A 19410-nucleotide genomic window follows, 5' to 3' on the forward strand; every position below is an offset into this window, starting at 1 on the left:
GATGTTCCTGGAGAGAGAGCTCATCCAATCAGTGGGCTTCGCGAACGTCCGCGAGGGCGACGAGGTGACGGGCTTCCGCCTCCATCTGCGCATGCCCTCGTACCGCGGCCTGGCCGCCAGCCTGATCGACGGGGTCTCGGTGCGCGTCGACGACGTGGTCGACGTCGGCCACGACACTCCGCTCTGGCGGTTCGACGGCCGGGACATCGGCATCGACGAGCTCCGGCGGAGCGACGGCCTGCGCTGGCAGCTCGAGGAGCCCGGCGTCGTGACCGTGCCGCACCCCGGCGGTCTCGCCCCCGGCGTCCACGAGGTCGAGGTGGAGCTGCTCCTCCGCGCCTCCTACATCCCGATCGAGCACCAGCCGTCGCGGTACCGCAGCACCAGGAAGGTGACGATCGTCCGATGAGCGCAGACACTCCCGGCTTCCAGTACGGAGTCAGCCTCTACAGCTTCATGGGCGACTACGGCACCGTCCTCGGCCTCGAGGAGGCGCTCACCGTCGTCGCCGACCTCGGCGCGACCGGCGTCGAGATCCTCGGCGAGGGCCACGTCCCCGGCTACCCCGAGCCCACCACCGCCTGGATCGACGCGTGGTTCGCGTCCCTCGAGCGGCACCGCCTCGAGCCGACCAACTACGGCTCCTGGATCGACACCCGGCTCCACCGCGACCGTGACATGACGGTCGAGGAGGGGACCGCGATCCTCACGCGCGATCTGCGGCTCGCGTCGAGGCTCGGCTTCCGCTTCGTCCGCCCCAAGATCGGGGTCGTCTCGAGCGATCTCGTCCCCCACCCGATCTGGACCGAGGTCGTCGAGCGCAGCCTGTCCACGGCCGAGGAGCTCGACGTCGTGATCTGCCCCGAGATCCACTCGCCGACCCCGATCAAGCACCCCGTCGTCGACGACTACCTGGCCTTCATCGAGCGCACCGGCACGAAGCACTTCGGCCTGCTCATCGACACCGGGATCTTCCAGGACCGGCCGATCCCCCTCCGCCCGGGCGAAACCCGCGAGACGCGTCCCGCCTTCCTCGACGGGATCGGCGTGGATCCGCGCGACCTGCTCGACGTCATCGACCACGTCGTCTTCGTGCAGGCCAAGTTCCACGACATCGACGACGACCTCGTCGATCAGAACATCCCCTGGCGCCCCGTGCTCCAGGCGCTCAAGGACGGCGGCTACACGGGCTACCTCTCGAGCGAGTACGAGGGAGACCGGGACCCGTGGCGCTCGATCGAGCAGCTGCGCCGACAGCACGCGCTGATGCGCGGGATCGAGGCGACGCTGGAGGGATGACGCCGCGCTACCGTGGGGGCGGCGCATCGACGCGCCCCGAGGAGGAACCATGAGCACCCGATCAGGGGCACAGGACGTCCGGGCATGAGCACCGGGCGGATGAGTCCGCGACCCGACATGAACCTCCTCGTGGTGCTCGACGCCCTCCTCGCGGAGCGCAGCGTCACCCGCGCCGCGCAGAGCCTGGGCCTCAGCCAGCCGGCGGTGAGCGCCTCCCTCGCGCGGCTGCGGATCCACTTCGACGACCAGATCCTCACCCGTGACGGCAACACCTACCGCCTCACGCCCCTCGCCATCCGGCTGATCGATCAGACCAGCTCGGCCCTCGAGGCGACGCGAATGGTCTTCTCGACCGCCGCGCTCTTCGACCCCGCCACGTCGCCGCGCGAGTTCCACCTCTACGGCTCGGACTACTCGTTCGGAATCGTCGGCAGCCGCGTCTCGATCGCGGTGCGCGACGCGGCTCCGCACGTGCGGTTCCGCTTCTCCCTGCACAACCCCTCGATCGTCGAGGACCCGATGAACACCCTCCGCAACGTCGACGGGATGCTCCTCCCCCGCGGCTTCGCGAGCGACCTGCCGTCGATGGACCTCTACGAGGACGACTGGCTCGCCGTGGTCTGGGCGGGCAACGACTCCGTCGGCGACGCGCTGACCCTGGAGGACCTGCACCGGCTGCCGTGGGTGTTCACCTACAAGACCCGCAGCGCCTTCACCGCCGCGTCCCGCCAGCTCGAGACGATCGGCATCGAGCCGCGGGTCGACGTCGTGGTCGAGGGGTTCCTGGCGCTGCCCTATTTCATCGTCGGGACGGACCGGATCGGGATCGTGCAGAAGCGCCTCGCCGACCGCATGCTCTCGGCCGGTGACCTCCGCGTGCTGCCGCTGCCGTTCGAGGCGCTCCGGCTCTCGGGAGCGCTGTGGTGGCATCCGATGCACAACGACGACCCGGGTCACCAGTGGATGCGGCAGCAGTTCCGCCGGCACGGGCGGGTGCTCGAGGAGGAGTGACGCGGGTCCCGCCCGATCCGCGGTCGCGCCGGGTCACGGCCGATAACATTACCAGCGCGGCTGGCGTCGGTAATGTTCCCAACCGGCCTGATGACGCCTCCGGACGCCTCCGCGGATCAGCCCGCGGAGCGCGCCCGAGCCGCGGGGGACCCCGGCCGGCGCCGGGCCCGCGCCAGCGGCGGCACCGGCTGAGCCGCTCCGACCACGGTCGTGATCGTCCCGAGCCGGTCCACGGTCATCGTCACCTTGTCTCCCGCCCGCAGCGGAGGCGGCGTCAACGATCCCGCCCGGCCCCACAGCTCCGCCAGGCAGCCCGTTCCCGCCGTGCCCGAGCCGAGCACGTCGCCCGCGCCGAGCCGCGAGTCGCGGGACGCGTAAGCGACCAGCTCCGCGAACGGCCAGCCCATGTCGGCGAGCGTGTCGCGGCCGATCTCGAGGCCGTTGACCGAGACGGTCATCGTCAGGTCGAGGAACCCCTCCGCGTCGTGCCGCTCCGCCACCTCGTCGGCGGTCGTGATCCACGGGCCGAGCGTGCTGCCGAAGTCCTTGCCCTTGCAGGGACCCAGGCGCACCTTCATCTCGCGGGCCTGGACGTCGCGGGCCGACCAGTCGTTGAAGACCGCGTAGCCGAAGATCCGCTCGTGGGCGGCGGCCGCGTCGAGCGAGCGCGACGGCCCGGTGCCCCCGATGACGGCCGCGACCTCGAGCTCGAAGTCGAGGCGCTCGGAGGCGGGCGGCACGAGCTCCTCGCCGGTCGCGAGCAGGGTGTGCGGGTTGGTGAAGTAGAAGGTCGGCGCCTCGTACCACTCGGGGACCACGCCCTCGGAGGAGTCGATGCTCCGGACGACGCCCTCGACGTGCTCTTCGAAGGCCACGAAGTCGCGGACGCTCGGCGGGTCCAGCGGAGTCCGCAGGCGCACGGCCGACAGCGGCTCGCCGTCGCCGGAGACCAGCGAGGCGCCGCGGCGCAGCGCCTCCGGGAGACCGCCGCGGACGACGTCGAGCACGGTGAGCCCGTCCGCGAAGGCGATCACGCGGTCGTCGACGACGAGCCCCTCGGCGGAAGCGCCGTCGGACCCGATCCAGCGCGCGAGCCTCATCGCGGCACCGCGGGACCGGAGAGCAGCGCCTCCGCGTTCCCGCCGAGCACCGCCTCGAGCGTCGGCGAGTCGAGCGCCTCCCGCGCCGCCCCCACCGGGTCCTCGACGCCCATGTCGAACGGGTAGTCCGATCCGAGCAGCACCCGGTCGGCTCCGGCGGCCTCGACGAGGGCGCGCAGCTGCGAGGGCGAGTGGGTCAGCGAGTCGAACCAGAGGCGGCGCAGGTAGCTGGACGGCGGGTGCTCGCACGAGCGGGCCTCGGGGCGCACGCGCCAGCCGTGGTCGCTCCGGCCGATCGAGGTGGGGAGGTAGCCGCCCGCGTGGGCCGCGACGATCCGCAGATCCGGGAACCGGTCGAGGACGCCTCCGAAGATCAGGTGCGAGAGCGCGATCGCGTTCTCGGCGGGCTGGCCGACGATGTTCGAGAGGTAGTGCTCGTCGATCCGCTCGTCGAGGGTGCAGCCGAAGGGGTGCAGGAACAGCACGGCGCCCGTCTCGGACGCGCGGGCCCAGAACGGGTCGAGTCGCGGATCCGAGAGCTCGACGCCGTTCGCGGTGGAGGAGATCTCGACGCCGGCGAGCCCGCGTCCGAGCGCGTCGTCCAGCAGGTCGACGCAGAGCTCCGGGTGCTGCGCGGCGACCAGCCCGAGTCCGCGGAGCCGGGTGGGCGCCTGCGCGACCAGCTCGGCCACGAGGCGGTTCGCCTCCCGCGCCGACCAGTCGGCCAGCGCCGCGTCCGCCCAGGGGTAGTAGTGGGAGGGCGACGGGGAGACGACCTGCACGTCGACTCCGGTCTCGTCCATGTCGGCGAGGCGGCGCTCGAGCACGGTGAGACGCCCGAAGCGGGAGCGGATCATGCCGCCCGAGACGGCGAGCGACTCCGGTCCCTGGCGGCGCGCGTCGAGCGCCTGCGCGGCGGCGATGCCCTCGGGGTCGCGCGCGGCGACCGCGGCCTGGAGCCCGGGGAGCAGGACGTGCGCGTGGACGTCGACGACGCTCATGCCGGCTGCCCCACGACGGCGGCGACGCGGCGCATCAGCCCGGGGACGTCGGCTCCGCGGTCGTGCGCGAAGAGCCAGTCGCACAGCTGCACCGAGGCCTCGACGACCTGGCGGGCGCGGTCGAGGCGGCGGGCGGTGAAGGCCTGGAAGACCGACTCGTCGACGGTGTCCGCGGCGAGCAGCAGCTCCGAGAGCACCAGGGCGTCCTCGAGGGCCATCGCGGCGCCCTGGGCGACGGTGGGCGGGCAGGAGTGGGCGGCGTCGCCGATGACCACGACGCGGCCGCGGTTCCACGGCCCGTCGATGAGGTGGCTGGTGAACCAGGTGTAGTTGACCCGGGAGCTGTCGTCGATGCTCTCGCGCACCTCGTCCCAGGGCCCGTGGTACGCCCGGGCGAGCTCCTTCATCGTCGCGACCTGCTCCTCCGCGGAGAGCAGCTGGCGCTCCTGCGCGTCCTCGACGAGGTAGGCGTACATCCGGTCCTCGCTCGTCGGGCAGTAGCCGGCGATGTAGCAGGGGCCGCCGTAGACGAGGTCGGTGTGGGTGACCTCGGCGGGGCGCGGCACGAAGGCGCGCCAGATGCCCATGCCGTTGCGCTGCGGAGTCGTCTCGATGCCGATCATCGAGCGGACCGCGGAGTGCAGGCCGTCGGCGCCGATCACGAGGTCGTAGCGGTCGCTGACGCGCTCCCCGCCGACGGTGGAGTGGAGGGTGACGGCGTCGCCGTGGTCGTCGAGCGCGTCCACGCGGGTCGACCAGCGGACGCGGGCGCCGAGCTCCTCGGCCCGCGCGAGCAGGATCCGCGCCAGCTCGGGGCGGTACATCCCGATCGTCGCGGGGAATTCCGGGCCGCCGGTCTTCGCGTCCGGGATCAGCGCGACCACCGTGGCCTGCGGATCGGGTGCGCGCAGGCCCAGCACGTCGGCCGGGTAGGAGCGCTCGAGCACCTCGTCCCAGACGCCCAGCCGGGCGAGGGTGCGGCAGGCGTTGCCCTGGATCGTGATGCCCGACCCGGTGTCGGAGAGGCCGTCGCGCGAGTCGAGGAGGTCGACGTCGACCCCTCCCTCGCGCAGGAGGATCGTGGCGGCGAGACCGGCGAAGCCGGCCCCGACGATGCCGACGGAGGAGAGTGCTGGCATGACCGGCTCCTTCAGAGTGGTGGTGCGGAGGCGACGAGCGCCGGGGAGGTGGGGCTACTTCAGGGCGATCGGGTTGACCGGGGCTCCGACGGCGCCCGTGAACGGGATAGGGGCGGCGACGAGGAGGAACTCCCAGACTCCATCCGCGCGGCAGTCGGCCGCGAGTGCGTCGAGGTCCCACATCTCGCCGATGGTGAGGCCCATGTTCGGGATGGCGACCTGGTGCAGCGGCTGGAAGGCCTCGTCGAACTCGTTCGGGCGGACCTCGAAGCCCCAGGTGTCGGTGGCGACCGCGGCGACGTCGCACTCGCGCAGCCAGCCCGCGGTGGTGAAGGAGAGGCCGGCGCTCGGGCCGCCCGCGTACCCGTTCCAGCCCTCGCGCCTGGCGCGGGCGAGGCGTCCGGTGCGGACGAGCAGCAGGTCGCCCTCGCCGACGCGGGAGCTCGCTCCCTGCGCGGCGATCGTGCGCTCGAGGTCGGCGACGGTGATCGCGTAGCCGTCGGGCAGCTCGCCGCCCTCGCCGATCGCGCTGCCGACGTCGAGGAGCACGCCGCGGCCGTTGAGCAGGGCGCTCACGTGCTCGATCCCGGTCACTGCGTCGCCCTCGCTCGTGACGACCCGGCCGGCGGCGCGGCCGTTCCAGGCCTTCCCGCGGTCGAAGATGTGCCCGAGGCCGTCCCACTGGGTGGAGGCCTGGAGCGGCATGGCGACCACGTCGTCCGCTCCGCCGATGCCGTGCGGGAAGCCCTGGTCGCCGAACTCGGCGTCCAGGCCCGTGTCGAGCATCGTGTGCACGGGGTTCGTGCGGCGGCGCCAGCCGTTCTGCGGTCCCTCGGAGTCGAAGCGCTGCGAGAGGCTGAACGCCGCGCCGCGAGTGACGAGGCGGGCCGCGGCCAGGCGGCGCTCGTCGGTGATGAGGTTCGCGGTGCCGACGCGGTCGTCCTCGCCCCAGCGGCCCCAGTTGCGGTGGGCCTCGGCGGAGCGGCGGACCTCCTCGGCGGGGTCGCTGCGGTCGAGATCCGCCGGGTCGCGGGTCGGCGGGGTCGTCATCGGGGCTGCTCCGCCACGCAGGTGAAGCGCTGCGTGCCGAGACCGGTCACCGAGCCCTCGAGGCGGTCGCCGGCCTTGAGGAAGATCCCGCGCGCCTGGCCGTTGCCGGCCGGGCTGCCCGTGAGCAGCAGGTCGCCGGGGAGGAGGGGGATCGTCTGCGAGGCGGCCGAGATCAGCCGCGGGATGTCGAAGAGGAGGTCGCTCGTGTCGGCGTCCTGCATCGTCTCGCCGTTGAGGTCGAGCCGCAGCTCGAAGGGGGCGTCCGCGAACTCGGAGGCGGGCACGGCGAACGGGCCGGTCGGATTGAAGCCGGGCGAGTTCTTCGCGCGGAACCAGTCGGTGCCGATCTCGGGCATGTCCTTGCGGAAGATCAGGTCGCGGGTGCTCACGTCGTTCACGATCGTGTAGCCCCAGACGTGGTCCATGGCGTCCTCGGGGGAGACGTGGAACGCCTCCGTGCCGATGATCACGGCGAGCTCGAGCTCCCAATCGTGGCGCTCGCTGGCGGCGGGCAGCACCAGGTCGGAGTCGGCGGCGACCACGGTCTGCGGCAGCCCGATGAAGAAGTAGGGCTCGCCGTGCGCGGCGCGGGCGTCCATCATCGCAGCGGCCTCGGCGCGGACCTGCTCCACGGGACGGGGATCGTCGGGCGAGCGGTGGCCGACGACCAGCCCGATGACGTGGGTGCGGTAGTTGGCGCCGGTCTGCAGCAGCTGGCGCGGGGCGACGGGGGCGAGGAGCTCGACCTCGTCGAGGGCGAGGCCCTCGGAGTGCCCGGGGATCGCGCGGACCGCCTGCTCGAGTTCGGCCCAGCGGGCGAAGACGTCGTTCACGTCGGCCGCACCCAGCTGAGCCAGGTCGACGCGGTGCACCCGCCCCTCGGAGACGACGCCCAGATCGGTGGAGCCGCCGGCGGCGGCAGGGCCGCCGGGAGCGCGGTAGCGCACCAGGCCGAATCGGACGTGGGCGTCCTCGGGTCGCAGCGTCATCGGTGACGGTCCTTCCGGTCCTGCGGCGTCGTCGCCGCTTCCTCACTCTGACGCCGGCCGGGGGGATCCGCCAGATCGATTCGACGATGCCGCCCATCGATCGGACGGATGCGCGACGGCATCGGCGCGACTGATGCGGACGATAGCCAACTGCGGGTTCCCTGATGCGCTCGGACGTCGCGAGAGTGAGGTCACGCCGCGTCGACGCTCGTCCCGGCCGCCGACGACGCTCACCAGCTCAGGAAAGGATCAACGATGATCAAGCTGCTCTCCCATCTCTCGTTCGTGACCATCACCGCCCCCGACGTCGAGGCGAGCGTGCGCTTCTACGAGGAGCAGGTCGGCCTCACGGTCGTCGACCGCACCGACGACGCCGTCTACCTCCGCTGCTGGGGCGACTACTACCGCTACAGCGTCGTGATCGTCGCCGGCGACGAGCCCTCGCTCGAGACCATGGCGTGGCGCACCTCCAGCGCCGAGGCCCTCGAGGAGGCTGCTCGTCGCATCGAGGAGGCCGGCTCCGCGGGCGAGTGGTTCGAGGGCGCCGGCATCGGCCGCGCCTACCGCTTCACCGGCCCCTACGGCCACTCGATGACCCTGCACTGGGACGTCGAGCACTTCCACGCCGAGGGCGACGCCGGCTCGATCTATCCCGACCGCCCGTCGCGCCGCAGCCGCCACCTCGGCGCGCCCCGCCAGCTCGACCACGTCACGATCGCCTCGCGCGACGTCGACGGTTTCGCGAAGTGGTACAACGACGTGCTCGGCTTCCGCATCATGGCGCGCACCGTCCTCGACGAGGCGCCGATCTCGGTCTTCTCGGTGCTGACCACCAACGAGAAGTCGCACGACCTGGGCGTCGTGCTGGACGGCTCCTCGCGCCCCGGCCGCGTCAACCACTACGCCTTCTGGGTCGACCAGCGCGAGGACCTCCTCCAGGCCGCCGACATCCTGATGGAGAACGGCGTGCCGATGGAGTACGGCCCCTCGATCCACGGCATCGGCGAGCAGAACTTCCTCTACTTCCGCGACCCGTCCACGCTCCGCATCGAGATGAACACGGGCGGCTACCGCAACTACGTGCCGGACTGGACGCCGAACACCTGGAAGCCCTCGCTCGGCTCGAACAACTTCTACCGCAACAGCGCCATGCCGATGTCGATGACGGAGTCGTTCCCGCCGGCCGACGGCCCGAGCGCGACCGAGGAGGGCGTGCCGGACGAGATCAAGGACGCGCTGCTCAACCCCTACAAGGTGCAGGGCCGCGGCTGATCCGCCTGCGCTGAGCCACGCGCGCTGATTCGTCGGCTCCGAGCCGCGCGGCCGCCGAGCCTCAGGAGCGCCGCACCGCCGGGAGGGGGTGCGGCGCTCCTGCGCGTCGCCCGCCCGGGACGACGGCCGCCCGAGCACTCCGCGGAGCGCTCCCTCAGCGCTCGACCCGGACCGACCCACCGCTGTCGGCGGACCGGCGAGCGGCGTGCAGCACGTCGAGGCCGTGCACCGCGTCGTCGAGGGGCACGGGCGCGGGGCCGCCGTGCAGGTGCTCGGCGAGGCCGACGTAGAACGCCCGCCACTCCCCCGGCAGCGTCTCGACCGGCCGCGCCCCTTCTGCCGTGTGGAGGGAGCCCCACAGCTCGGCCCGCTCGATGCCGTAGCGCGCGTCGAGCGGATCCTCGCCCCGCCGCACCAGCGCGTCCTGCTGCCCGTCGAAGCCGTGCTTCTCGAGCGCACCGGCGAGCCCCTGCAGGCGGAACCGCGGCTGCTCGACACTGCTCACCATCGTCATCCGCAGGTGCGAGCGCATCCCGCCCGCATGCCGCAGCATCAGCAGCGCGTCGTCCGGCACGGCGCTCGCAGCCCGGCGGCGGCCGACCTCGGCGTACACGCGGTCGACCGGACCGAACAGCGCCACCGCCTGGTCGACGAGGTGGCTGCCGAATCCGCCGAGCACCCCGTCCACCCCGCTGGCCAGGGCCTCACCGCGCCACCCGGGGGCGGCTCCCTCGATCCACCGCGCGATCGTCGACTCGAAGAGCACCGGCTCGCCGACGAGGCCCTGCTCGAGGACCGAGCGGAGCGTCAGGAAGTCGCCGTCCCAGCGCCGGTTCAGGAAGGCGATCAGCGGGAGCCCGGTCTCCACCGCGCGAGCCGCGAGCAGGCGCGCACGCTCGGGGGTGTCGGCGAGCGGCTTCTCGACGACAGCGCCGATGCCGGCATCCAGCAGCGCGCTGACGTGCTCCACGTGCAGCCGGTCGGGCGTCGCCACGACGGCGACCGCGGGGCGGGGCCGGACGTCCGCCAGATCCTCGATCGAGCCGACGAGCGGCACACCGGTCGGGGCGGTGCGCTCCCGCCCCGGCGCCGAGTGGGCGACGACCGCCACGAGCTCGAGCCCGGGCACCGAGCGGATCAGCGGGAGGTGGATGCCGAGCCCGCTCATCCCCGCACCGACGACGGCGATCGGCACGCGTCCCCGGGCCCCTGCGACGGTCATCGCGTCAGCTGCTCACGCTCATGGCCTCGACGCTCGGGCGGCCGTCGGCGATCCAGCGCGGGAAGGACACGTCGAACAGCTGCTCGCGCACCATCTCCGCCCCGCCTGTGAGCGGCTCGTCCTCGTCGCCGATCGAGCGCACCATCTGCAGGTCCCGGGTGGCGAGCGGCAGGGACAGCTCGTAGACGCGCTGACGGACGCCGGCCAGGAACATCTCACCGGACGCGGCGACGGCCCCGCCGAGGACGATCGCGGTGGGATTGAAGACGTTGACCAGGGTCGCGATCGACTCGCCGGCCAGTCGCGCCGAGAGCCGGATGAGCTCGATCGAGACGGGATCGCCGTTCTGCGCGGCGATCGAGATGTCGACGGGAGTGATGTCGCCCGACTCCTCGAGCCTCGCCGCCAGAGCGTCGCTCCGCCCCTCCGCGACGGCGGCGCGGGCGTCGCGGACGAGGGCCCAGCCGCCCGCCTCCGCCTCGAGGCAGCCGACCTTGCCGCACCGGCAGAGGTGCGTGCCGTCGGTGACGCGGACGTGCCCGATGTCGCCCGCCGCTCCGGACGCCCCGCGGTGCAGGACGCCGCGGGTGAGCAGCGCCGCGCCGATGCCGGTGCCGACCTTGAAGTAGATCAGGTCGGCGCGGGCACCCCAGCGCTGGCGGCGCCGCTCGCTCAACGCCAGGAGGTTCGAGTCGTTGTCGACCCAGACGGGGGCTCCGTAGTGGTCGACGAACGGGGTCCGCACGTCGTAGCCGTTCCAGCCCGGCATGATCGGCGGCGCGACCGGCCGGCCACTGTCGAACTCGACCGGGCCGGGCAGCCCGACGCCGACGCCCCACACGGGCACGTCGTCGTCCCGCTCGGCGAGCAGGGCGTCGAGCATGGCCGTTCCGGCTGCGATGGTCGCCTCCGGACCCGATGAGATGTCCCAGTCGCGATGCGCCCGCGCCAGCACGACACCGTCGAGGTCGGCGATGCCGACCCGCAGGTGCAGTCCCCCGGCCGCGCAGACGAGGATCAGGCCGCGCTCGGCCCGGAACCTCAGGGTGCGCGGCGCGCGTCCACCGCTGGAGGGACCGAAGGTCGACTCCTCCAGGTAGCCCATCTCGGTCGCCTGGTCGAGACGCTGGGTGATCACGCCGCGGCCCAGCCCGGTGGCTCGGCCGAGCTCGGGCTTGGTGCGCGCGGCACCGGTGCGGACGAGGTCGACGATCGCCAGGAGACTCGTGGTCGAGTCGGTCTGGGCGGCGAACCGCAGTGCTGAGGAGGTGGCCATGATCGATGATAGGTCTGCGGTACAAGTACTTCTGTCCCGGATGGCGGAGTCAGCGTCGTTCTGCTACAGAAGCGGAGGCGGACAGGCGGGCCGCCGCGGCCCGGGCTCCCCGGACGGCGAGCGCCACGCTCATCAGCGTCGGGTTCATCGACGTCGCGGTCGGGATGACCCCGTTGCCGCCGACGATGAGGTTCGTGTGGCCCCAGACGCGCGAGTCCGGATCGACGACGGAGGTCCCGTCGTCGGCGGCGCCCATCCTGGTCGTCCCCATGTAGTGCAGGCTCGATCCCGGCGGGAGCAGCCGCGGCTCCGCGATGAAGGTGCCCAGCGCCTCTCCCGCCCGGCGGAGGTGCTCGGTCGCGTCGGCGATCTCGGCTTCCTCCTGCTCCCCGAGCGCGTAGTCGACGGTCATGTTCGGGAACCCCCGGTAGTCGAGCTCGTCATCGTCGAACGAGACGCCGTCCTCGACGCGGGGCTGCTTGCGCATGCCATAGCCCATGTTCACGTACCCCCACTCGTTGCCGTGCTCGGGATGGTCGGGCGAGAGCGGGAACGGCGGGCTCTCGGCGTACATCACCTGCAGCGAGAACGGGTGGCCGGGCTCCGAGAACGGGATGCGGTTGACCGCCGAGATCGGGTCGGCCGGATTCACCGCGCGCGCCGCCTTCTCGCGGGCGAGGTCGTCGCGGGTGGCGAAGCGCCCCATCGAGTCGCCGTCGAGCGACACCGTCGAGATGACGACCGGGTGCTCGGTCAGGTAGCGGCCCAGCGCGGCGGGCCGCACACCGGAGGCCCAGAGCAGCTGCGGCGTGCGGAAGGCGTCCGCGGCCACCACGACGAGATCGGCGGGCAGGTCCTCGACCTCGCCGGTGCGCAGGTCCTCGACCCGGACGCCGACCGCCGTCGTGCCCTCGAGCAGGATCCGGCGGACCAGGTGCAGGTCGCGCAGCTCGAAGCGCTGCGACAGCGGCGACGCGGGATCGATCAGCGGGCCCAGCACGACGTCCGCACCGGCCCAGCGCATGGTGCCGTCCGGCTGCGGGTCCCCCGCGACGGGCAGGGTCCCGACACCGGCACCGTCGGGCAGCTCGGCTGCGAACTCCTCCTCGAGCAGCGAGCGCAGGGCGGCGCCGATCCCGGAGTCCGCGAAGGCGGCCGCCTGCGCGTGCAGCAGGTGCTCGGCCGTCTCGACCAGCCCGTCCCACTCCGCGTCGTCGAGGAACGGGACGCGCTCGGAGCCTGCGGGCCGCGGAATCGCGCAGGTCCAGTGGGCGCCCATCCCGCCGACATTCGTCGACGCGGCGGCGGCCGGGAACGTGTCGGTATGGGCCGAGCCCGCCCCGCCGAAGTCGAGGAGGTGGGTCCCCTGCCGGGCCGTGAACATCCCCTCGACCACGGCGGCCGCCGGGATGCCCAGCGACTCCCGGTGCTCGCCCGCCTGGGGCCCCTGCGAGCGCTCGCGGGCCCGCTCCTTCTCCCCCGGGTCCGCGATGTTGCGGACGCTCTCGCCGGGGGTCGGTGTGACCTGCGGTCCCGCCTCGAGCATCACGACGCGCGCATCGTCGGTCGATTCGAGGAGGATTCGCGCGTAGGCGGAGCCGATGGGACCGCTGCCGACGACGACGACGACAGGGCCGCTGGTGCTGGTGCTGGTGCTGGTGCTGGTGCTGGTCACGGGATGCTCCTGGTGGTGGGGCCGGCGGCGGACTGCGGTGTCACGCCGAGCGGGAGTCGGACGGGGACGAGGACGAGGACGGCACCGGGGACGGCGTCGAGGCCGGCGCCGCCTCCGCGAGGGGAGCCGCCGAGGGCGGGGGCTGCTCGTCCGAGAGGCGGGCGGCCGGGAGGAGCGCAGCGACGACGATCCCGAGGGCGTAGACGCCCGCCAGCACGAGGAAGATCGGCGCCATCACGTCGGCGTAGGCGGACGCGACCGCCTCCTGGGTCGCCGCATCGGCCGAGCGGACGGCGGCGGGAGTCGCCCGCGCGGCGTCGACGCCCGCTGGGAGCAGCGCGGCGACTCCGGCTCCGAGCGAACCGCCGATGGCGGCCGTGCCGATCGTGGATCCCATCTGGCGCACGAGATTCGACGTCGCGGTGATCGCCCCGATCTCGCCGGGCGCGACCCCGCTCTGGGCCAGCACGACGATGAGGCTCATGAAGCAGCCGGTGCCGATGCCGACGACCGCCATCAGCGCCATCGGCACGACGAGCGGGGACCCGTGCGGGACGACGGCCATCGCGGCGAGCCCGAGCGTGGCGAGCGACGTGCCGACGACGGGGAACGCCCGGTACCGCCCGGAGCGGCTGATGATCCAGCCCGAGGCGATGTTGGCGACGAGCATCCCGAACACGGTCGCGATCGGCACGAGCCCCGAGACGGTGGCGGAGGTGCGGTAGGCCATCTGGATGAAGGTCGGCACGTACGAGACGATCGAGAAGAGTCCGACGCCGATGATCGCCGAGAGGGCGATCGCGCAGGCGACGGTGCGGTCGCGCAGCAGGTGCAGCGGCAGGATCGGGACGTCCGAGCGGCGCTCGACGACGACCAGCACGGCGGCGCCGACCACCGCCGCCGCGAACGCGGACACCGTGGTCGCGTCGAGGCCGGCGCCGAGGCGGGTCACTCCGACCACAAGGCCGACCAGCGCGACGGTCAGCGCGACCGCGCCCGCTCCGTCGAAGCTGCGCCGGCCGCGGGGCGGGAGGGCGGGGACGGCCCAGAGCGCGAGGACGAGCGCCGCGGTGCCGACCGGCAGGTTGATCCAGAAGATCCAGGGCCAGCCGACGGTGTCGGTGATGAGGCCGCCGAGCACGGGGCCGATGAGGATCGCGAGCGGGAAGGCCGCGCCCACGATGCTCATCACGCGCGGCCGGTCGCGCGGCGTCGTGACGGTCGCCACGATCGTCTGCGACATCAGCTGCAGCCCGGCCGAGCTCATCCCCTGCACGACGCGAGCGGCGATCAGCTGCGGCAGGTCGGAGGCGAAGCCGCACACGAGCGAGGCGAGCAGGAAGAGCACGAGGGACGCGAGGAAGACCCGGCGCGGGCCGACCTGATCGCCGATCCGGCCGAGGACGGGCAGGAGCACCGTGCTCGCGAGCGTGTACGCGACGATGACCCAGCTCATCTGGTCGAGCGCGCCGATGTCGCCGGCGATCGTCGCGAGCGAGGTCGAGACGACCGTGTGGTCGAGGGCGCCGAGGAAGGACACCGCGAGGAGCGAGCCGACGAGCAGGCGGAGCCGGAGCGGCGACAGCGCAGCCGGGTCGCGGCGGGCGGCGGAGGGAGCGGAGGAGTCGGAGCGTGTCATGAGGGGCATCCGATCGATCGGATGATCGACGCGACCGTGTGTGCCGCAGCCTCCGTCAGAGGCGGCGAACGGGTCGTGCAGACCCCGGCGTCCCCGTCAGCATACCGCTTCCGCTCCATCGTGGCACTCTTTTGTAGTATTCAGACCTTGAGAAGCCCGGACACCCGGACGGGGACGATGAGCGGCTGGTCGCCGCCGGCCGAGAGGTAGGGGACGAGGAGCTCCAGGGCGACCTCGACCCGGTGCTCTCCCGGCGCGAGCGGACGGGGCGCGGCGAGCAGCAGCCGATCCTGGAGGAACCACCAGCCCGACTCCCCCCCGAGCGCCACCGGCGCGACCGGCCGGCCGTCGAGGATCACGGACAGCCCACCCACCGGCTCGCCGTCGATGACGAGCTCCAGGGAGAGGACGCAGTCCAGGGCGAGGGAGCGGATCCACGGCAGGCCGACGTCGAGCTCGAGTCCGGCCGTCGTGGTCCGGAGCGCATCGGGGCGCAGGGCGGTCGTCATCGAGAGCTCTCCTCCTGGCGGCGCCGAGAACGCCTCCGGTGCGATTCTTTTTTCGGAAGTCGACAGAAGTATGACAGAGACGATACAAAGAGCCCATGACCGATGCACCTCTCCCCGCCGGCTGGACCTTCGCCGCGAGCACGTTCAACTGGACCGTCGACCTCCAGCGCGCCGATCGGAGCGCCGCCGAGATCGTCGCCGGCATCGGCACGGCGGGGATCGTCGACGTCGTGGAGCTCGAGGCCGGCCAGGTGCTGCGGAGCTTCCCCGCGCCCACGCGCGCAGAGTCGGAGGGACTCGCCGAGCGGCTCGCGGAGGCGGGCGTGCGGGTCGATGTCTTCGGCGCGAGCCTCGACGACTTCGTGACGCCCTCGCGCCGGCGCACGCACGACGAGCGACTCGCCTTCCTCCTTCCCCAGTTGCGCGCGGCCCGATGGCTCGGCGCGCGCTCCGTGCGCCTCCCGCTCGGGCAGGCCGGGCGACCTCTCCTGGAGGCGCTGCTCCCCCACCTGCACGAGCTCGATCTGGTCCTGCAGGAGGAGATCCAGGGGCAGCAGGCGCCCGCGCGGCCCGATGTCGCGGCAGCGCTCGAGACGATCGCCGCGCTCGACGATCCGCGCCTCCGGCTCGCCGTCGACGTCAGTCTCCTGATGCCGGCCCTGCCCACCAGCTACCTCGCGCGCCTCGCGGAGGCGGGGCTGCCTGCGGACTTCGTCTCGCGCCTCGCCGACGACTGGACCGGCCACGGGACCGGGGACGAAGTCGTCCGGCTGCTGCGCTCGGGCGCCGTCCCGCCGCACGTGCACGTCCTCTACATGGACCTGCTGATCCGCTTCGGGCGCACCTCGCCCGGCGAGCTGATCCCCCTGCTGCCGCTGGCCGCGGGCGTGCACCTCAAGTTCTGGGACCTCGACGACCGCGACGGACGCGTCACCGCTCCGCTCGAGTCTCTGGCGCCCCTCCTGCTCGAAGCGGGCTTCCAGGGCACCCTCACCAGCGAGTGGGGCGGTCACGAGTGGCTCCCGGAGAAGGATCCCGACGCGATGACCCGTGAGCACCTGCGCCTGGCCGCCGCCGCACTCACCCGCGGCCTGCGATGAAGCCGACGGCCCCACTCGCCCGAGAAGACCCGTTCTCGGGGTGGAGAACGGGCCTTCTCGGCCGACCGAGGTGATCGTCTAGGCGAGCACCGTCTCCCGCGCCACGGTCACCCGATTGGTGACGTAGCGCTGCGGGGCGATCTGCATGTAGAGCAGGCGCATCGTGAGGACGATCTCGACCTGGACCGCGGCGCCGGGGGCCGGCGGGTCGTCGAGCGTGATGACGACGTCGGGCCGGTCGGCGACGAACCAGAGCGTCTCCCACTGCTCCTTCAGGTCGTCGATGCGGTAGCTCGTGCCCTGGAGCTCGAAGCGGAGGCGGTCGCGGGGGATCTCGACCCCGTCGACGCTCGCGCCGACGTCGTCGACCGCGGAGAGCCAGAGGCTGCGGTACCAGGGGAGCTGGACCGAGACGGCGAGGCCGTCGTCGGTGCGGCGGACGTCCTCGGGCGCGAAGAGGGAGTTGTGGGTGGCCATGGCGGTTCCTTACTGCTCTCGGGAGGACGGGGCGCTCGAGGACGCGGCGACGGCGTCCTCGATCGCGGTGCGCATGAGCGCGTGCTGCTTCTTGACCAGGTCGATCGGGTCGGCCTCGCCCAGGTCGGAGAAGGCGTGGCCCTCCCACTCGCTGGAGAGGTAACCGGTGTAGCCGCCGTCGACGAACTGCTTGACGATGCGAGGGATGTCCATGGCCGGCTCCTGGCCGTCGGCGCCGATGTCGTAGAACTTCGCGTGCACGTGGAAGATCTGCGGCATGATGTCGAGCCACTCCTCCGGCGGCACGAGGCCGTGCATGTTGAAGGCGAGACGGGTGAACGGGCCGAAGCGGAGGAAGTCGACGCCCTCGCCCGAGAGGTAGTCCTCGAACTTCTGGTTGCGCACGTGCATCGGCGTCGGCTCGTGCCAGATCTCGTCCATGACGGGGAAGTGCTTCTCATCCATCCCCATCTGCGACAGCGTGCGCAGGAGGGTCGGCGAGAGGCTGTGCATCGTCGAGGAGAAGTCGGCGGTGAAGCCGAGCCGGTCGGACTGCAGCTCGTCGTACATCTCGCGCATCTGGAGCACCTGCGGGTTGTTGGGGCCCGACGGAGCGTGGATCTCGTAGCCGAGCTTGAGGTCGTACTTCTCGGCGAGGGGCAGGAGGCTGCGCAGCAGCTCCTTGCCGTGCGAGCGGATGACGACCTTCGAGAAGCCGAGCGTGTGCGCGGTCTCGAGCTGGCGGGCGAGGAAGTCGTGCTCCTCGTCCGGGCTCATGTCCCGCTCCTTGCGGCGGCCCATGTCGAGGTTCGTGCCGACGGCGCTGGCCTCGAGTCCGTACTTCTCGAGCGAGTCGAACCAGAGCTTCACGAACTCGTCGTCGACGTCGGGATAGGTGCGCAGCAGCTGCGCGATGTTGAACTCGACGCCCGGGCCGATGCCCTCGTCGTGCACAGCCCTGATCAGCGTCTCGGGCGTGTACTGGCCGGCCGCGAACTCGCTCGTCATCGAGTAGAGGGTGGTGCCGAGCTTGATGCCGGTGCCGGCGATGCCGTCGGCACTCGTGGTCGTGGTCTGCGTGTCCGTCATGAGCGGTCTCCTTGGTCGGTGGGGGTCGGGGCCGGTCGCACGGTCATGCGCGGACGGGAGCGGCGAGGTGCTGCGCGAGCTGACGTCGCGCCGCCTCGGCATCGGTGGTCATGCGCGAGCCCGAGGCCTCAGCGGCCGAGCGCTGCACGGCCTGCTCGTCGCGGATGATCTCGAACGGGTCCTGCCAGGAGTTCCAGTGCCAGCCCTCGTACTCGCTCGAGATCGCGCCGGTGTAGCCCTGCTCGACGAGCAGGCGGACGAGGTCGCGGACGGGCACGGAGGGCTCCTCAGCGTTCTCGTCGATGCCGAAGAACTTGCCGTGGACGTGGCGGACGAACGGCATGATCTCGAGCCAGTCCTCGACCCGGGCGGGCCCGAAGAGCCCGGTGCCGTTGATCGCGAAGTCGATGCCCAGGTCCGGTCGGCCGAAGCGGTGCGCGAGGCCGATGAACGCGCCGAAGCGCTGCCCGTGCACCTCCTGGTCGGCGGGCGGGCCCTCGGCGTAGAAGCCGTTCCAGAGGTCGACGATCGCATGCAGCAGCTCCTCGCTCGCCCCGCGGCGGCGGTAGGCCTCCAGCAGCGAAGGGGCGAAGGCCGAGACGGTCGCCCCCCAGTCGGCGGTGAAGCCGAGGAGGGGGGAGTCGAGCTCCGCGAAGCGGTCGCGGAGCGCGAGGATGCGCGGGTGCGACGCGTACTGGTCGGCATGCACCTCGAGCGCGAGCGTCACGCCGTACTTCTCCGCGACGGGGAGCAGCGCCTCCATCGAGTCGGGCGTCAGCGAGATCTGGACGCGCGCGATCGGGAAGCCGAGGGTCGCCGCGGCGACGATCTGGCGCTCCATGTAGGCGATCAGCTCGTCCTGGTCGAGCAGGCGGTCGCGGCGCAGACCGACGTCGGCGTTGACCGCGAGGGACGTCTGCACCAGCCCGGTCTCGGCCACGAGGTCCTTGAACCAGCCGGCGAACGAGTCCTCGATCTCGGGGAAGCCGCGGAAGCTCGAGAAGCCGATGATCTCGAGCCCCGGGCCGTAACCGTCGGTCGCGACCTTCCGGATGAGCTGCTCGAGGTCGTACTCCCGGGCGTGGAAGGCGCGGGTGAAGCTGTAGAGGGTCACTCCCTGGATCGGAGTGCCGAGGGTGGTGCTCATCGCTGGTCCGCCTTCATGGTCGCGGTTCCGTGCTCCTCGATGTGGAGCACGCCGTGGTCGGTGACGATGTACGGGATGTACAGCGTCAAGTCGACGGCGACCTCGTGGTCGGCGCCGGGGTCGGCGAGCGCCAGGTCGCCGGACAGGACGGCGGAGTCGAGCGGGAACCACCACTCGTCCGTGGCGTCGACGAGCTCCCCGAAGCGGAACTCGCGGCCGTTCATGCTCCAGCGCAGCGACTCCTCCGGGGCCGCGACGCCGTCGACGGTGAGGCCGGCGCCCGCGATGCACGAGCCCGGGAGGGCGCGGTACCAGGGGATGCGGACCTCGACGGCGACGCGGCCGTCCTCGCTGGTGAGCGTCCCTCGCTCGATGATGCGGTCGGGTATCACGGGAGTACCTCCATCTCGCCGGG

The 19410-nt window shown here is 72.3% G+C and carries 19 protein-coding genes; 5 read left to right on the forward strand and 14 right to left on the reverse strand.

Features of this window, described 5'->3' with window-relative positions:
* Position 1 precedes the first annotated feature (1 nt).
* From C5C39_RS17785 to C5C39_RS01795, 3 genes are all read left to right on the forward strand, one after another.
* The gene (locus tag C5C39_RS17785) at positions 2-409 is read left to right on the forward strand and encodes a DUF6379 domain-containing protein (RefSeq protein WP_244229517.1); all 408 of its coding nucleotides are present in this window, start codon (positions 2-4) and stop codon (positions 407-409) included.
* Positions 406-1299 (forward strand): sugar phosphate isomerase/epimerase, encoded by an 894-nt coding sequence (locus tag C5C39_RS01790; RefSeq protein WP_244229518.1) that lies wholly within the window; start codon positions 406-408, stop codon positions 1297-1299. Before C5C39_RS17785 ends, C5C39_RS01790 begins: the two co-directional genes overlap by 4 nt.
* Positions 1300-1398: 99 nt before the next feature.
* Positions 1399-2310, forward strand: a complete 912-nt coding sequence (locus tag C5C39_RS01795; protein ID WP_244229519.1) for a LysR family transcriptional regulator — start codon at positions 1399-1401, stop codon at positions 2308-2310.
* 116 nt (positions 2311-2426) lie between these two features.
* Here the strand turns inward: C5C39_RS01795 and C5C39_RS01800 are convergent, their stop codons facing one another.
* The 5 genes from C5C39_RS01800 to C5C39_RS01820 are packed head-to-tail and all read right to left on the reverse strand — an operon-like array spanning position 2427 to position 7589.
* Complete coding sequence (locus C5C39_RS01800; protein WP_104352501.1) at positions 2427-3410, reverse strand: fumarylacetoacetate hydrolase family protein; 984 nt, start codon at positions 3408-3410, stop codon at positions 2427-2429.
* Entirely contained in the window at positions 3407-4411 is a 1005-nt protein-coding gene (locus tag C5C39_RS01805) for an amidohydrolase family protein (RefSeq protein ID WP_104352502.1), read from the reverse strand. The genes C5C39_RS01800 and C5C39_RS01805 overlap by 4 nt, the downstream gene beginning before the upstream one ends.
* A complete protein-coding gene (locus C5C39_RS01810; protein ID WP_104352503.1) occupies positions 4408-5550 on the reverse strand; it encodes an FAD-dependent monooxygenase in 1143 nt (380 codons plus the stop codon). Before C5C39_RS01810 ends, C5C39_RS01805 begins: the two co-directional genes overlap by 4 nt.
* A gap of 54 nt (positions 5551-5604) precedes the next feature.
* Positions 5605-6600 carry a cyclase family protein gene (locus C5C39_RS01815; protein WP_104352504.1) on the reverse strand — a complete coding sequence of 332 codons (996 nt, stop codon included), beginning with the start codon at positions 6598-6600 and terminating at the stop codon, positions 5605-5607.
* Complete coding sequence (locus C5C39_RS01820) at positions 6597-7589, reverse strand: fumarylacetoacetate hydrolase family protein (protein WP_104352505.1); 993 nt, start codon at positions 7587-7589, stop codon at positions 6597-6599. Before C5C39_RS01820 ends, C5C39_RS01815 begins: the two co-directional genes overlap by 4 nt.
* Positions 7590-7844: 255 nt before the next feature.
* On the opposite strand from C5C39_RS01820, the gene C5C39_RS01825 reads away from it, so the two are divergent.
* Positions 7845-8861: a VOC family protein gene (locus C5C39_RS01825; protein WP_104282542.1), complete on the forward strand. Its 1017-nt coding sequence runs from the start codon at positions 7845-7847 to the stop codon at positions 8859-8861.
* 154 nt (positions 8862-9015) lie between these two features.
* Here the strand turns inward: C5C39_RS01825 and C5C39_RS01830 are convergent, their stop codons facing one another.
* The 5 genes from C5C39_RS01830 to C5C39_RS01855 all read right to left on the reverse strand — a co-directional run bounded on the left by C5C39_RS01830 (position 9016) and on the right by C5C39_RS01855 (position 15182).
* On the reverse strand, positions 9016-10083 hold the full coding sequence (locus C5C39_RS01830) for a Gfo/Idh/MocA family protein (RefSeq protein WP_104352506.1): 1068 nt from the start codon (positions 10081-10083) through the stop codon (positions 9016-9018).
* 4 nt (positions 10084-10087) lie between these two features.
* Complete coding sequence (locus C5C39_RS01835) at positions 10088-11359, reverse strand: ROK family protein (RefSeq protein ID WP_104352507.1); 1272 nt, start codon at positions 11357-11359, stop codon at positions 10088-10090.
* Positions 11360-11408: 49 nt separating this feature from the next.
* Positions 11409-13034, reverse strand: coding sequence for a GMC oxidoreductase (locus tag C5C39_RS01840; protein WP_258075750.1), 1626 nt, complete (start codon positions 13032-13034; stop codon positions 11409-11411).
* Between the two features lie 40 nt (positions 13035-13074).
* Positions 13075-14673, reverse strand: coding sequence for an MFS transporter (locus C5C39_RS01850; RefSeq protein ID WP_104352508.1), 1599 nt, complete (start codon positions 14671-14673; stop codon positions 13075-13077).
* 140 nt (positions 14674-14813) lie between these two features.
* Complete coding sequence (locus tag C5C39_RS01855; protein WP_104352509.1) at positions 14814-15182, reverse strand: hypothetical protein; 369 nt, start codon at positions 15180-15182, stop codon at positions 14814-14816.
* 95 nt (positions 15183-15277) lie between these two features.
* Here C5C39_RS01855 and C5C39_RS01860 point away from each other — a divergent pair, with 95 nt between their 5' ends.
* Entirely contained in the window at positions 15278-16282 is a 1005-nt protein-coding gene (locus C5C39_RS01860) for a restriction endonuclease subunit R (protein WP_104352510.1), read from the forward strand.
* A 78-nt stretch (positions 16283-16360) separates the two neighbouring features.
* Here the strand turns inward: C5C39_RS01860 and C5C39_RS01865 are convergent, their stop codons facing one another.
* Genes C5C39_RS01865 through C5C39_RS01880 form a run of 4 tightly spaced genes read right to left on the reverse strand, consistent with a single transcriptional unit; the run spans position 16361 to position 19387 of the window.
* On the reverse strand, positions 16361-16759 hold the full coding sequence (locus C5C39_RS01865; RefSeq protein ID WP_104352511.1) for a DUF6379 domain-containing protein: 399 nt from the start codon (positions 16757-16759) through the stop codon (positions 16361-16363).
* A gap of 9 nt (positions 16760-16768) precedes the next feature.
* Positions 16769-17848 (reverse strand): sugar phosphate isomerase/epimerase, encoded by a 1080-nt coding sequence (locus C5C39_RS01870; RefSeq protein WP_104352512.1) that lies wholly within the window; start codon positions 17846-17848, stop codon positions 16769-16771.
* 43 nt (positions 17849-17891) lie between these two features.
* Positions 17892-18995, reverse strand: a complete 1104-nt coding sequence (locus tag C5C39_RS01875; protein WP_104352513.1) for a sugar phosphate isomerase/epimerase — start codon at positions 18993-18995, stop codon at positions 17892-17894.
* Complete coding sequence (locus tag C5C39_RS01880; protein WP_104352514.1) at positions 18992-19387, reverse strand: DUF6379 domain-containing protein; 396 nt, start codon at positions 19385-19387, stop codon at positions 18992-18994. The genes C5C39_RS01875 and C5C39_RS01880 overlap by 4 nt, the downstream gene beginning before the upstream one ends.
* Between the last annotated feature and the right edge of the window lie 23 nt (positions 19388-19410).

Origin of the sequence: Rathayibacter sp. AY1F3 (genome assembly GCF_002931975.1) — a bacterium.
Lineage (GTDB): Bacteria > Actinomycetota > Actinomycetes > Actinomycetales > Microbacteriaceae > Rathayibacter.

What these genes read in the sequence shown, in the direction of transcription:
- C5C39_RS01875 (WP_104352513.1), bottom strand. Translation starts at nt 18,995, where the DNA reads ATGAGCACCACCCTCGGCACTCCGATCCAGGGAGTGACCCTCTACAGC.
- C5C39_RS01815 (WP_104352504.1), bottom strand. Translation starts at nt 6,600, where the DNA reads ATGACGACCCCGCCGACCCGCGACCCGGCGGATCTCGACCGCAGCGAC.
- C5C39_RS01800 (WP_104352501.1), bottom strand. Translation starts at nt 3,410, where the DNA reads ATGAGGCTCGCGCGCTGGATCGGGTCCGACGGCGCTTCCGCCGAGGGG.
- C5C39_RS01835 (WP_104352507.1), bottom strand. Translation starts at nt 11,359, where the DNA reads ATGGCCACCTCCTCAGCACTGCGGTTCGCCGCCCAGACCGACTCGACC.
- C5C39_RS01790 (WP_244229518.1), top strand. Translation starts at nt 406, where the DNA reads ATGAGCGCAGACACTCCCGGCTTCCAGTACGGAGTCAGCCTCTACAGC.
- C5C39_RS01870 (WP_104352512.1), bottom strand. Translation starts at nt 17,848, where the DNA reads ATGACGGACACGCAGACCACGACCACGAGTGCCGACGGCATCGCCGGC.
- C5C39_RS01850 (WP_104352508.1), bottom strand. Translation starts at nt 14,673, where the DNA reads ATGACACGCTCCGACTCCTCCGCTCCCTCCGCCGCCCGCCGCGACCCG.
- C5C39_RS01855 (WP_104352509.1), bottom strand. Translation starts at nt 15,182, where the DNA reads ATGACGACCGCCCTGCGCCCCGATGCGCTCCGGACCACGACGGCCGGA.
- C5C39_RS01820 (WP_104352505.1), bottom strand. Translation starts at nt 7,589, where the DNA reads ATGACGCTGCGACCCGAGGACGCCCACGTCCGATTCGGCCTGGTGCGC.
- C5C39_RS01860 (WP_104352510.1), top strand. Translation starts at nt 15,278, where the DNA reads ATGACCGATGCACCTCTCCCCGCCGGCTGGACCTTCGCCGCGAGCACG.
- C5C39_RS17785 (WP_244229517.1), top strand. Translation starts at nt 2, where the DNA reads ATGTTCCTGGAGAGAGAGCTCATCCAATCAGTGGGCTTCGCGAACGTC.
- C5C39_RS01830 (WP_104352506.1), bottom strand. Translation starts at nt 10,083, where the DNA reads ATGACCGTCGCAGGGGCCCGGGGACGCGTGCCGATCGCCGTCGTCGGT.
- C5C39_RS01795 (WP_244229519.1), top strand. Translation starts at nt 1,399, where the DNA reads ATGAGTCCGCGACCCGACATGAACCTCCTCGTGGTGCTCGACGCCCTC.
- C5C39_RS01805 (WP_104352502.1), bottom strand. Translation starts at nt 4,411, where the DNA reads ATGAGCGTCGTCGACGTCCACGCGCACGTCCTGCTCCCCGGGCTCCAG.
- C5C39_RS01825 (WP_104282542.1), top strand. Translation starts at nt 7,845, where the DNA reads ATGATCAAGCTGCTCTCCCATCTCTCGTTCGTGACCATCACCGCCCCC.
- C5C39_RS01865 (WP_104352511.1), bottom strand. Translation starts at nt 16,759, where the DNA reads ATGGCCACCCACAACTCCCTCTTCGCGCCCGAGGACGTCCGCCGCACC.
- C5C39_RS01810 (WP_104352503.1), bottom strand. Translation starts at nt 5,550, where the DNA reads ATGCCAGCACTCTCCTCCGTCGGCATCGTCGGGGCCGGCTTCGCCGGT.